At 44.1% G+C, this 12,454-nt stretch carries 10 protein-coding genes and 1 other annotated feature; all 10 genes read right to left on the bottom strand.

What is annotated here, in order from left to right:
- Window positions 1-77: 77 nt before the first annotated feature.
- Window positions 78-1,016: a PstS family phosphate ABC transporter substrate-binding protein gene (locus GT589_RS09800; RefSeq protein ID WP_293398505.1), complete on the bottom strand. Its 939-nt coding sequence runs from the start codon at window positions 1,014-1,016 to the stop codon at window positions 78-80.
- 193 nt (window positions 1,017-1,209) lie between these two features.
- Complete coding sequence (locus GT589_RS09795) at window positions 1,210-2,517, bottom strand: bifunctional folylpolyglutamate synthase/dihydrofolate synthase (protein WP_293398504.1); 1,308 nt, start codon at window positions 2,515-2,517, stop codon at window positions 1,210-1,212.
- 56 nt (window positions 2,518-2,573) lie between these two features.
- The gene (locus tag GT589_RS09790; RefSeq protein WP_293398503.1) at window positions 2,574-5,237 is read right to left on the bottom strand and encodes a valine--tRNA ligase; all 2,664 of its coding nucleotides are present in this window, start codon (window positions 5,235-5,237) and stop codon (window positions 2,574-2,576) included.
- A gap of 44 nt (window positions 5,238-5,281) precedes the next feature.
- Window positions 5,282-5,507, bottom strand: a binding site (T-box leader).
- 58 nt (window positions 5,508-5,565) lie between these two features.
- Window positions 5,566-6,219, bottom strand: a complete 654-nt coding sequence (gene phoU / locus GT589_RS09785) for a phosphate signaling complex protein PhoU (protein ID WP_293398502.1) — start codon at window positions 6,217-6,219, stop codon at window positions 5,566-5,568.
- Window positions 6,220-6,244: 25 nt separating this feature from the next.
- Window positions 6,245-7,000 carry a phosphate ABC transporter ATP-binding protein PstB gene (gene pstB, locus GT589_RS09780; protein WP_293398501.1) on the bottom strand — a complete coding sequence of 252 codons (756 nt, stop codon included), beginning with the start codon at window positions 6,998-7,000 and terminating at the stop codon, window positions 6,245-6,247.
- 127 nt (window positions 7,001-7,127) lie between these two features.
- Window positions 7,128-8,909 (bottom strand): oligoendopeptidase F, encoded by a 1,782-nt coding sequence (gene pepF / locus GT589_RS09775; RefSeq protein WP_293398500.1) that lies wholly within the window; start codon window positions 8,907-8,909, stop codon window positions 7,128-7,130.
- Window positions 8,910-9,012: 103 nt separating this feature from the next.
- Complete coding sequence (locus tag GT589_RS09770) at window positions 9,013-11,004, bottom strand: methyl-accepting chemotaxis protein (protein ID WP_293398499.1); 1,992 nt, start codon at window positions 11,002-11,004, stop codon at window positions 9,013-9,015.
- A gap of 281 nt (window positions 11,005-11,285) precedes the next feature.
- Window positions 11,286-11,450 (bottom strand): aspartyl-phosphate phosphatase Spo0E family protein, encoded by a 165-nt coding sequence (locus GT589_RS09765; RefSeq protein ID WP_293398498.1) that lies wholly within the window; start codon window positions 11,448-11,450, stop codon window positions 11,286-11,288.
- Window positions 11,451-11,476: 26 nt separating this feature from the next.
- Entirely contained in the window at window positions 11,477-12,019 is a 543-nt protein-coding gene (locus GT589_RS09760; RefSeq protein ID WP_293398497.1) for a Gx transporter family protein, read from the bottom strand.
- Window positions 12,003-12,383 carry a NusG domain II-containing protein gene (locus GT589_RS09755; RefSeq protein WP_293398496.1) on the bottom strand — a complete coding sequence of 127 codons (381 nt, stop codon included), beginning with the start codon at window positions 12,381-12,383 and terminating at the stop codon, window positions 12,003-12,005. The genes GT589_RS09760 and GT589_RS09755 overlap by 17 nt, the downstream gene beginning before the upstream one ends.
- Between the last annotated feature and the right edge of the window lie 71 nt (window positions 12,384-12,454).

The raw sequence follows: 12,454 nt of genomic DNA, 5'->3' as shown, positions 1-12,454 counted from the left end.
TTATTGAAAAATAAAAGGTCCCGGATATTATTTAATATTCCAAGACCTTTATATGAGCTTATGCTGCGTATATTGATTTATTTTATAAGTTCAAGTCCTGCTGCATACTCTTCATCCGGAAGAGCTACGTATCCTACTTCGCTGGCAAGAGTGCCTGCATTTTCAAGATAGAATTGAAGGAATGATTTAACTTCTGGTCTTGCCATAGCTTCCTTGTTCACATACAGGAATAGAGGTCTTGAAAGAGGCGCATACTGGCCTGACTTTATAGTGTCAAATGTTGGCTCTACAGGGCCGCTTCCGTTGTCTATCTTAACAACCTTCAGCTTGTCTGCGTTCTCTTCATAGTATGCATATCCGAAGAAGCCTATTGAGTTCTTGTCGCCGCTTATGCCTTGCACAAGCACGTTGTCGTCTTCACTTGGAGTTATGTCTGCTCTCATTGCTCCGCTTTCGCCGTTTATTTCTTCAGTGAAGTAGTCGAATGTACCAGAGTCAGTTCCTGGAGCATAGAATTTTATAGGCTCGTTTGGCCATTCAGGTCTTATATCACTCCAAGTTTTTACAGTGCTGTCTGGTGCCCAGATTTTCTTAAGCTCATCTACAGTCAGCGAATCCACCCAAGTGTTTTCAGGGTTTACTACTACTGAAAGACCGTCAAATGCTACTTTAAGTTCTATGAATTCAACTCCGTTTTGCTCTGCTGCCTGCTTTTCTTCATCCTTTATAGGTCTGGATGCGTCATTTATATCTGTTTCTTTTATTGTAAACTTCTTGAAGCCTCCGCCTGTTCCCGATACGCCAACCGGTATTCTAACATCTGGATTTTGAGCCAGGAATTCTTCAGCTATAGCTTCAGTGATAGGAAATACCGTAGATGAGCCATCGATTTTAATTTCCCCTGAAAGTCCTGCATTCTCTGCTCCTCCTTGATTTCCTCCCGAACAACCTGTAAAAAGAGCCATTGATGCTATTAGTACCATTGATGCCAATCCTACGATTTTTTTTAGTTTCATGTTTTTATCTCCTCTCAGTTTTTAATCATTTCCCTTCCACATTTTTAATTATAGCATCAAACGTTGAAATATACCGGTTAACAGTCAGTTAAGTCAGTTAAGTCTGTGTATACTATATTATCAGCATGTTAAGAAAACATAAAAAAGCCCTGGATATCATTGAATATCCAGAGCCTTTTAAGTAAATCGTATTCTATTTAGCTTTCTTGATTAAACTCCTTACAGCGCCAATCATATAAAGCGAACCCGCAAATATTATGACATCCTCCGGGCCTGATTCCTCTACAGCCTCATGGAGCGCCTTTTTTATGCTGTTATGGCTGGCCAGTATCCTTATCTTGTTGTCTATGAGCTTTATCCTGTGGAGCAGCTCATCCGAATCCATAGCTCTTGGATTGTCAGGAGAAGTAGTTACAACTCTGCCGGCCTTTGGAATCAGTTCACGGAGCACCTTGTCCACTTCCTTGTCCTTTAGCATCCCAAGCACGAGGGTTACCCTTTCTTTTGGAAAATTGTCTTCCATGAATCTGGACAGAGCCATGGCGCCATGATAGTTGTGAGCGCCGTCTATTAATATGAGCGGTTTTTCACCCAAAACTTCTAGTCTTCCCGGCCAAGTAGCCTTTTTAAGGCCCTCATATATGGCCCCTTTGTCTATGAAGTAGCCATGCTCCTCACTTAGCTGCCATATGACATTAAGAGCTACTATAGCATTGTTTATCTGATGCTTGCCCAGGAGGCTTATGCTTATATTTTCAAACATGTGGGAGTCGATTTCATAATCAAACACCTGTCCTGTAAGCGTAGAACTCTTGATATTCTTTTTGGAGGTGTCAGCTACGACAAGCTTGACATTGTTGTCGGCAGCCGCCTTTTTTATAACATCCATGGCCTCCTTCTCCTGAGGATGAAGTACTACAGAGCAGCCTTTTTTTATTATGCCTGCCTTCTCCATGGCTATCTTGCCCAAAGTATCCCCGAGCACGTCCATATGGTCCATCTCTATCGGTGTTATAACGCTTATAAGCGGCTTTTCAATTATGTTTGTGGCGTCGCATCTCCCGCCAAGCCCCACTTCAAGCACTACAAAGTCGACCTGCTTTTCCCAGTAATAGTAGAAGGCTATGGCCGTTACTATTTCAAATTCCGTCGGATGCTCATAACCTAATGATATTAGCGTGTCTGCGCTCCTTTTAACTGCACTGGCCGCCTTTGCAAGCTCGTCCTTTCCTATATCCTTGCCGTCAATTTTTATCCGTTCTGTAAAGCTCTCAAGATACGGCGACGTGAAAAGCCCTGTCTTGTAGCCCGACTCTATAAGTATCTGACTGATAAAAGACGAGGTTGAGCCTTTGCCGTTAGTCCCGCCAACGTGTATCACCTTAAGAGTGTCCTGGGGGTTTCCAAGCAGTTCCATGAGCTTTTTTATTCTGGCAAGACCCAGCACGCTTCCAAACTTGAGTGAGCCGTGGATGTAGTCCATAGCCTCATTGTAATTCATATTCTTCCTCCTATGCCCTAATGGCCGAAGGCTTGTTATGCCTTCGGCCACGCAGATTAAGATCTTTTCTTGTTAAGCATATCAAGTCTTTCTATGACTGCATTCATCATCTCCTGGAACTTGTCCTTCTTTGCAGTCTCTTCATCTATTAGCTTCTGAGGAGCCTTTGCCAGGAATCCCTCATTTGAAAGCTTTCCGGCAACTCTTGAAAGCTCGTCTTCAAGCTTCTTCTTTTCCTTTTCAAGTCTTTCTATCTCCTTGTCAAAATCCACAAGCTCCTCAAGAGGCAGGAATATCTCAACGCCATCTATAACGGCCGTCATGGCATCTTCAGGCACTCCCTGTTTTTCGCTTGTTATCCTGACATCCGAGGCGCTCGCCATGCTCATGAAGTACTCGATTCCGCTGTTCATGGCTTCCATCTTCTCGCCTGTACATACAAGTATGACAGATGCCTTCTTTGAAGGCGGCACGTTCATTTCAGCCCTAATGTTTCTTATGCTTCTTACAGCCTCCATTATCATGTCCATGTTGGCTTCCTCTTTTGCAAAGCTGTTTTCTTCGTAAGCCTGCGGCCAGTTAGCCACCATGATGCTGCCGCTTGCAGTAGGAAGATAGCCGTAAATCTCTTCCGTTATAAACGGCATGAAAGGATGCAGCAGCTTTAGTATGCCCTCGAGCACATGCGTAAGAGTCCAAAGCGCAGCGGCCTTGGCCTTTTCATCGCTTCCATAGAGTCTTGGCTTTACCATCTCGATATACCAGTCGCAGTACTCGGACCATGTAAATTCATATGCCTTCTGGAGCGCTATGCCAAGCTCGAATTTTTCCATGTTGTCTGTGATTTCATCAGACACGCGGTTGAGTCTTGAGATTATCCACTTGTCTGCCATCGTAAGGTCTTTTTCTACGTTCTCCCTCTTGAGGCCTTCGAGCATTTCGTCCTCTATGTTCATAAGCACGAATCTCGATGCGTTCCAGAGCTTGTTTGCAAAGTTTCTGGCAGCCTCGACTCTCTCCATGTAGAATCTCATGTCGTTTCCTGGGCTGTTTCCTGTTGTAAGTGTGAATCTTAGGGCGTCTGCTCCGTAGTTGTCTATTATCTCAAGCGGATCTATGCCGTTTCCGAGTGACTTGCTCATTTTTCTTCCCTGCGAATCCCTTACAAGGCCGTGTATTAGCACGTAGTCGAAAGGAATCTTGTCCATGCAGTAAAGTCCTGCAAATACCATTCTTATTACCCAGAAGAATATTATGTCGTAACCCGTAACAAGCACATTTGTAGGGTAGAAGAAGTCGAGCTCCCTAGTCTTCTCAGGCCATCCAAGAGTTGAGAAGGGCCAAAGCGCCGAGCTGAACCATGTGTCAAGGACATCCTCGTCCTGCCTTACGCTGCCGCCGCACTTTTGACACTTTGTAACAGCAGTCCTTGATACCATCATCTCCCCGCACTCGTCGCAGTAGTACGCAGGTATCCTGTGGCCCCACCATAGCTGCCTTGATATGCACCAGTCCCTTATGTTCTCAAGCCAGTTGAAATATGTCTTGTCGAATCTGTCTGGAATCAGCTTGATGTTGCCGCTTCTTACCGCTTCTATTGCCGGCTTTGCAAGCTCGTCCATCTTGACAAACCACTGCTCCGAAACCATAGGTTCTATAACAGTGTTGCACCTGTAGCACTTGCCTACGTTGTGGCTGTGAGGCTCAATCTTTACAAGGTATCCAGCTTCTTCAAGGTCCTTGACGATTGCCTTTCTGCATTCATATCTGTCCATGCCGCTGTATTTGCCGGCTCTTTCGTTCATTGTGCCGTCTTCATTCATAACTACAACCTGCTCGAGATTGTGTCTTAGCCCCACCTCGAAGTCGTTAGGGTCGTGCGCAGGAGTAATCTTAACTGCTCCTGTTCCAAATTCCATCTCCACGTACGAGTCTGCTATTACAGGTATCTCCCTGCCAACACCCGGAAGCACAAGCGTCTTTCCAAGCAGGTGGGCGTATCTTTCATCCTCTGGATTAACTGCAACAGCCGTGTCGCCAAGTATTGTCTCGGGTCTTGTAGTTGCTATTACTATGAATTCATCGCTGTCCTTTACAGGATATTTAAAATGCCAGAAGAAGCCGCTTTGCTCTTCGTGTTCAACCTCGGCATCTGAAAGCGAAGTCTTGCAGTCAGGACACCAGTTGATTATCCTGTTGCCTCTGTATATGTGGCCGTCCTCGTAAAGCTTTACGAAGAACTCTGTTACGGCCTTGTTGCAGCCCTCATCCATTGTGAATCTTTCTCTTTCCCAGTCGCAGGAATCGCCGAGCTTTTTCATCTGGTTGACAATCTTTCTGCCGAATTCGTCTCTCCAGTCCCATGCCCTCTTAAGGAACTCTTCTCTGCCCAGCTCATACTTAGTCTTGCCTTCTTCCTTTTGTATCTTTTCAACAACCTTTACCTCTGTAGCTATGCTGGCATGGTCTGTTCCAGGCTGCCAAAGCACGGCCCTTCCCTGCATCCTTCTCCATCTTACAAGTATGTCCTGGAGCGTGTGGTCAAGTGCATGGCCCATATGCAGCTGTCCAGTTATGTTAGGCGGAGGAAGCGATATGCAGTATGACTCCTTCTTCTCGTCTACTATGCCCTTGAAATATCCGCCTTCTTCCCAGCTTGAATATACCCTATCTTCGAACTCCTTTGGATCGTATGTCTTTGGAAGATTCTTAATGCCCATATTATACCTCCTGTATATTTAGAAATAGAAAAACCCCGTCCTAATATAAGGACGAGGTCGTGTAATCGCGGTACCACCTTACTTCCAAAACGACATTGCCGCCTTGGCTCTTAAGGGTTTTTTAACGGGAAATCCCGTCCAATCCTACTGCTACTTCAGATTGGAAGCTCGGAAGCTACCTTCCGCAACTATCATTTAGGAACCTTTTCAGCCGTGAGGCTCCCTCTCTTGAAAGAATTATTGCGTACTCCTCTTCTTCATCGCCTGTGTATTCAGTCGCTTGTTTATTAAATTATACAGCAATATATGTTTTTGTCAATAATACAGCCTAATTTATTTCCACTCTTTCGCCCTTTACAAGGAATATTATCATCTCGCACACGTTTGTAAGGTGGTCTGCCATTCGTTCTATATATCTGCCCACAAAGAGTATCTTTGTGCCCTGGCTTATATAGTCGCTGTTTTTGTGTATCATTATAAGAACGTCGTTATATATGTCCTTGTACATAGTGTCCACAATGTCGTCATATTCTCCGACTTCCATGGCAAGAGTCACATCCTCAAGAATAAGGCTTGACTTGACCTTGTCTATCATGTTGATTACTATCTCAGCCATTCTAACTATGTCAGCCCATTTCTTAATGTGCTCTTCCGAACCTATTTTTATGACCTCTTTGGCTATGTTTACGCCAAAGTCGCCCACCCTTTCAATGTTGGTTATCATCTTTGTTATGGCGAAAATCATGCGCAGATCCTTTGCCATGGGCTGCTGAAGTGCTATAAGCTCTATAGCCTTCTCCTCTATATGGTACATTATCTGGTCTATTTCATTGTCCAGAGTTATGACTTCCTTTGCAAGCTCCACGTCCTTTTCAGCCAGCGATTTCACAGCAGTCTTTATTGAAAACTCAGTTTTGTCAAGCATGTCTACAACCTCTTGCTTGAGTGCCTTGAGCTCGTTTTCAAATCCCATCCTAACCATGACGCACCTCCATTTGTCCTTTTGTTTAGCCGAATCTTCCTGTAATATAGTCCTCTGTCCTCTTGTCCTTAGGATTAGTAAATATCTCTTTTGTGTTTCCAAACTCTATGAGCTCGCCCATGAGGAAGTAGGCAGTGTTGTCTGAGATTCTTGCCGCCTGCTGCATGGAGTGGGTTACAATCACTATTGTGTAATCCTTCTTGAGATCCTCTATAAGCTCTTCTATCTTTGCAGTTGCAATAGGGTCAAGCGCCGAGGTCGGCTCGTCCATTAGTATTACCTCCGGCTGCATGGCTATGGCTCTTGCTATGCAAAGCCTCTGCTGCTGGCCACCCGAAAGCTCCCATGCCGACTTGCCCAGCTGGTCCTTAACCTCGTTCCAGAGCGCAGCACCCTTGAGACTTCTTTCGACTATCTCATCAAGCTGGTTTTTCTCCTTTACTCCATGTCTTTTAGGCCCGAAAACTATGTTTTCATATATTGTCTTAGGAAATGGATTTGGCTTTTGAAAAACCATTCCAACCTTTTTTCTGAGTTCCTCTACCATGAGTTCTTTTGAATATATGTTTTCGCCGTCAAGAAGTATTTCTCCGTTGACCCTTGTGCCGTCTATAAGGTCATTCATCCTGTTGAGCGTTCTTAGAAATGTGGATTTGCCGCAGCCCGAAGGACCTATAAGAGCAGTCACATTGTTTTCTTCCACTTTTATGTTAATATCCTTTAGTGCCTTGAAACTGCCATAGTAGAAATCAAGACTCTTCGCTTCTATCTTTATAGACATACATTAGCCTCCATATCATGCTATTCAACTCTAATTTGCGATATTCCTGCAAGACTAAAGATAACATTTTTACCGAAAAATAATGTTAAGCCAATGTTAAATAAGTGTTATTTTTCTGTAAATCCCGCTAGTTCGAGACTTCCTGCTCCAGCATATCAAGTATGCTCTCAAGCCTGTCCAACGCCCTTACTATTGACTCTTTCTGCTCCATATCAACGCCGGCGCTTCTTAGCTGATCAAGCGGATACTGCGAACCTCCGCTTTTGAGGAATTCTATATAATTTTCCTTTGACTGTGAGCCGCCATCGAGTATGAGACTGCTAAGCGCTGCCGCCGCCGAAAAGCCTGTGGCATATTTGTAGACATAAAAATTCGAATAGAAATGAGGCACTCTTGCCCACTCCATGGCTATCTCCTTGTCTATGCTCATGCCTTCGCCGTAATACTTTCTGTTAAGCTCGTAATATACTCCGCACAGGTCATCGTTTGTTAGCGACTTACCCTCCTCTGCCCTGGCATGTATTATCTTCTCGAACTCGGCAAACATAGTCTGTCTGAAAAGAGTAGTCCTGAACTGTTCCAGGTGATAATTGAGCAGATACATCCTCTCGTTTTTATCCTTTGAGTTTTTCAGCATGTAATCCATCAGCAACAGCTCATTTAGCGTCGATGCCACTTCAGCCACGAATATCTTATAATGCGAATATATATAAGGCTGGCTCTTTCTTGAATAGTGGCTGTGGACAGAGTGCCCCAGCTCGTGCACTAGCGTGAAGAGCGAATTTATGTCATCCTTGTAGTTCATCAGTATGAAGGGCTTGGAATCAAAGCTTCCCCAGGAGTAGGCGCCTCCTTTTTTGCCCTCATTTTCATAAACGTCTATCCACCCTTCGTCAAATGCCTTTCTTATCATATCAAGGTATTCGTCTCCTAGTGGCTGCAGTGCGCTTATGATTATATCCTTTGCCTGTTCATACGTGATTTTAATGTCTGCCTCCTCAACTAGGGGAGTATACAAGTCATACATGTGCAGCTCCTCAACTCCAAGCAGGCGTTTTTTGACGTCCATGTAGCCGTGCATGTACCCTATCTTGGAAGACACGGCATCAATGAGGTTGTCATACACTTTAAGGCTTATATTGTCCTGGAAAAGTGAAGCCTCTATGGCAGATGAATATCCCCTTGATTTCGAGTGGAATATCTCCCTTTTCACAGAACCGGCGAGCATTGCGGCATAAGTGTTTTTATAATCTGAATACGTAGAATATACCTTTTCAAATGCGTCCTTCCTTATGCTCCTGTCTTTGTTTTTCATGAAGCTCATGAAATTCGCATGTGTGAGCCTCACCTGCTCGCCTTTTTCGTCCTTTATCATAGGGAACTTGAGGTCCGCATAGGAAAGCATCTCATAGGCATTTTCCGCAGTGTTTGAGATATCTCCGGCAAGCGCCAATATCCTCTCTTCGTTTTGCGAGAGTGTGTAGGGTTTTTTTCTTATTATTTCATCTATGTGCCTCTCATACAGCTTAAGCCTTTCATCCTTAAGATACCTTCTTAGCAGGGAATCCTTCATCTGTATTATTTCAGGCACCATAAACGAGGTGACAGTCGAAATTCTGGTTGAGAGCATTTCGCTTCTTCCCGCGAGTGCCTGGTATTTCGAATCCCTGCTGTCTTCATCCTTTTTCATGTGCGAATATACATAGAGACTTTCAACGCCTCTCATTAGTTCCTCATAAAGGGCCATGAATTCGCAGAATACATCCTCGCCGTCTGACAACCTGCCCTTGTAACCCTCAATCTCAGCCAGTTTCCCCTCTATTCTGCCAAAATCAGCTTCGAATCGCTCATCCTCGTAAAAGCTTTCTATATCCCACTTGTATTTTTTATCTATGTCTTTTCTGTCCAAGCTCCGCAACCCCTTTCGCACATAAAAATAATCTTTACATATAACAATTATACCTAAAGAGAGGCGGTATTAAAGCACAAAATGCCCAATACCGCCTCTTTTTTTATGATCTGAACTTTTCTATCTCGCTTTGAAGTCCTGCAGCCAGCTTCTTGAGCGTTTCAGAGTGCGAACTGAACTCCTCAAGCGCCGCCAGTATTTCTTCAGTGGAAGCCGATACCTCTTCTGTACCAGCCGAATTCTCCTCAGCCGTTGCAGATATGTTTTGCATTGTTTCCATTATTTCGTCCTTATTTTTCACCATTTCGCCATTGAGCAGCTGAATTTCATTTACCTTGCCTTCAAGGCCTTCTATTGTCTGCGATATCTCCTTGAAAATCACTTCAGTGTCATCAACGCAAGACACCTGCTCCTTGAGCGCATTCGAAGCATCCTTCATCCCGAGCACAGCACTCTTTGACTCGTGCTGTATCTGATCCACAATGCTCTTTATCTTTCCAGTGGACTGGGCTGTCTCTTCGGCAAGCTTTCTTATCTCGTCAGCCACGACCGAGAAGCCTCTTCCCGCCTCTCCGGCCCTTGCCGCCTCGATAGATGCGTTCAGAGCCAGCAGGTTCGTCTGCTCTGCTATCTGGTTTATGGTCTGAATAATTATCCCTATTTCCTGTGAGCTCTTTTCAACCTCGTTTATTATGCCGCTTACCCTGTTCTCTGACTCTATAGTATTGCTAGTGGAATCGGCGAGCTTCTTGACTGAAAGAAGTCCCTTGTCGTTTAGCTCTGTTGATTTTTTGAACATCTCAACTATCTCACTGATAGAGGATGAAACCTGCTGCACACTCTTGCCCATATAAGTAGCCTTGTCAACCCCGACCTCAGTCTCCCTGGCCTGCTCGTTTGTAACCTCGGCTATTTCAGCAATAGCCCTTGCAGCCTCCTGAGTGGCGCTGCTCGTCTGGAGCGCCATTTTATTGAGCGAATACGCTGTTTCAGACACAGTGTCTGAAGATGCCTTGATGTTGCTTATAAGGAATACTATGTTTTCGAGCATAGTATTGAAATTTGAACCGATTTTTCCAAACTCATCTTTAGTTTCTATTGATACGCTAGCTGAAAGATCTCCTTTTGAGGCCTTGTTGAAAGCTGTATCGAGCTTTTGGAGATTCCTTGTAATCCATGTGGATATCATAAGCGATACCACAACGCCTATCACAGCCGCAGCTATGAGAAGTATTATTATAAAAATCCTTAGGCTCTTCACATCCACATCAAGCTCGTTACCAGCATAGTCTGCTGCTATCTTGAAACCCGTATTGCCGTTTGTGGCATAAGATACGTAGCCTTTGTCGTACTTTGCAAATCCAGCATTCCCGGATGATACATCTTTCCATACGCTCTCCTGTGCCAAACTGTCTCCCAAGCGTTCTATGTCCTTGTGGGATACTATTACTCCGGCTTTATCTGTTATGAAAAGATAGCCCGTATTGCCTATCCTTGTGTCCTTGAAGTTAGCAGCAAAATCCTCGAGGCTTATGTCAAGGGCCGCAACCCCGATCACATTTGAGCCGGATTCCACAGTCTTGCATACAGTTATAACCATTTTGCCGGTTCCCGCGTCAACGTATGGCTCAGTCCAAACGACCTTGCCCTTATTTCCTAGTGCCAGCTTGTACCATCCCCTTGAAGTTGGATCGTAACCTTCAGGGGTATTGTTGACAGGATACATGTAAGTCCTCTTGTCCTGTGTTCCCATGTAAGCTGACATTATGTTCTCATTTACAGCTGCCGTCTGTATGAATATGTCGCTTGCATAGCCAAGCAACGCCGGCGATTCAGTGCCTCCTGCCGCAGCTGCCAGCTCTACGACCGCCTTGTTTTCAGAAATCGCTCCTATGCTGTGCTCAAATCCCTTTGCGAATTCACTTATTGAATTGTCAATTTGCGTCAAAGTTCCCTTTGAATTGTCCTGAAGCTTTTGCTCCAGCGTCTTGTAGGTCTTCTGATAGGACAAGAATCCCAGTGTCAGAACGGGTATGATTATTGCTACTATAAGTACTGCCGAAAGCTTTCCCTTCACGCTTGAAAAAATGTTCATTCATTACCTCCTGTCATTTCTTGATATTGTCGTATGTATTTTATTTATTATACTCTTTTTCCAACTAAAAAAGTTCAAATCGAGTAAATATTCGCCATTTCCAGTCATATTTTTTTATTTATATATATCTCAACTTTCCAACTTCATAAAAATCTTGTTATCATTGAATTCATGCGGCTTGCGCATCCGATACCCCGTATGAGTTTTTATTGGTCAATTTCACCAAATGAGAATAAATGCATCAAATCGAAAGAATATAAATAAAAACATGCCGTAGATTCTTATGACGGCATGCTTTTCCTCATGTATTCATTTGTATACTTGTCGAGTTGCCTGCTCGTTTTTAGCAGCTCCTTCTCAAATATGTCAGGATATTCAATATATCTGTTTATACTCTCTCTTAACTCCTCTATTTCTTTTTTTATAGCCTTGATTTCGTCAGTCATCAAAAAAATCACCGCTTCACAAATAATTATTTATCCGAAAGTCTGCCTCCGTATATCTTTCTAATATGCATAGTCATGAAGTGAGTGCAAATCCCAACCAGAATGCCTGTTGGAACAGCAGCCAGCAAAAGCATGGGCAGATAGTATATTATCCTTAGATTTTCTATAACAACAGCCGCAGCCATAAGCTGTCCGATGTTATGAAACACTGCGCCCGCAACACTCAGGCCCGGTATGCCTATTTTTTCTTTAAATGCGCTCTTTAATGCATGCATGGCAAATAGGCTCAGCATGCCTCCGCATATGCTAAATAGGAACACCGACATGCCTCCCCAAAAAAGCGAGGATATCGTGATTCTCATTAATGTAACCAGAAAAGCATCGCCGATTCCAAAGAGCAGGAGCGTTGAAAGCCCTATTATGTTGGAGAGCCCCAGCTTGGCCCCCGGAACCGCAAAGCTGAGTGGTATCAAGGATTCAACGAGATAAAGCACTAGTGATTGCGATACAAGGAGACCCAGAAACACAAGCCTTCTTGCACCAAAAGGCCTCCTACTGAGAAACTGCATCTGCATCACCGCCACTTTCGGATTCAGCCGATATTGTAACAACCAGTTTGTGCGGAAGACATACTATGGTCTGCCCCGTCTTCGAAATGAAGCCGGTTTCTTTGCATATGAGATCTCTGCAGTCGGCATCGATCACCTCAGCCCCGCCGTCATGTATGTATATAATGTTGCTTCCATATTCGGTTTTGACTTCTAATTTTTTTACGGTTCCATTTTCAACCATTATATCGTTGTGAATTTCCCCGTCAACGCTTATTATGACGTGCTTTGCTTGCTTGTCCTGCTGCATTGATTTGACAGCATATATCCCTGCTGCAGAAAGCAAAAGAACTGCTGCTATTATATAAATGTCTGTACGTTTCATACATTCCCCCAAAATGGCCTTGTTCGTCAGCTACAGCTTAATAATATTCCAAGCCTGCTGCTTTGTCAACA

The sequence above is a fragment of the Peptoclostridium sp. genome, from assembly GCF_009881055.1.
In the GTDB taxonomy this organism is placed as follows: Bacteria; Bacillota; Clostridia; order Peptostreptococcales; family Peptostreptococcaceae; genus Peptoclostridium_A.
Note: the sequence above shows the minus strand (reverse complement) of the source record. Positions and strands in the feature narration are given on the sequence as shown.